We start from the raw sequence: 379 nt of genomic DNA, 5'->3' as shown, positions 1-379 counted from the left end.
GCTCCAACGGGCTCGGGGCGCCGCCCCGGCCGGGCGACCCGAGCCGGCTGACCATCGCCCGGCAGGCCGCGGGCCGGGCCTTACGCTCGGTGCCCGACAGGCTCAGCGGGCGCCCCTCGTCGTCGTACAGGAAGTGCGTACTGAATTCCGACTCGCTCACGGCCTTGAGGGACCGTGGCGACGGGGTGAGCACCGCGCCCACCGGGGCGACCACGTGCGCGCGTGTCGAGGTGCCCGCCCAGCTGGTGCCAGACATCAGCACGACGTGCGGACCCCTGCGGCCGCGGCCAGGGTCGGCACCCACGTCGGGCAGGGAGAGCAGGAGTTCGCGACCCACACCCGCGCACCTGAAGAAGCGCAGGGTGCCGCTGTGCCGCCC

At 74.9% G+C, this 379-nt stretch carries 1 protein-coding gene; it reads right to left on the bottom strand.

What is annotated here, in order from left to right:
• Nucleotides 1-337 (bottom strand): hypothetical protein (locus LPA54_RS42105; protein WP_228985599.1); only part of this gene is annotated, 337 nt, incomplete at its 3' end.
• Nucleotides 338-379 lie beyond the last annotated feature (42 nt).

The sequence above is a fragment of the Streptomyces sp. DH12 genome, from assembly GCF_020873895.1.
In the GTDB taxonomy this organism is placed as follows: Bacteria; Actinomycetota; Actinomycetes; order Streptomycetales; family Streptomycetaceae; genus Streptomyces.
Note: the sequence above shows the minus strand (reverse complement) of the source record. Positions and strands in the feature narration are given on the sequence as shown.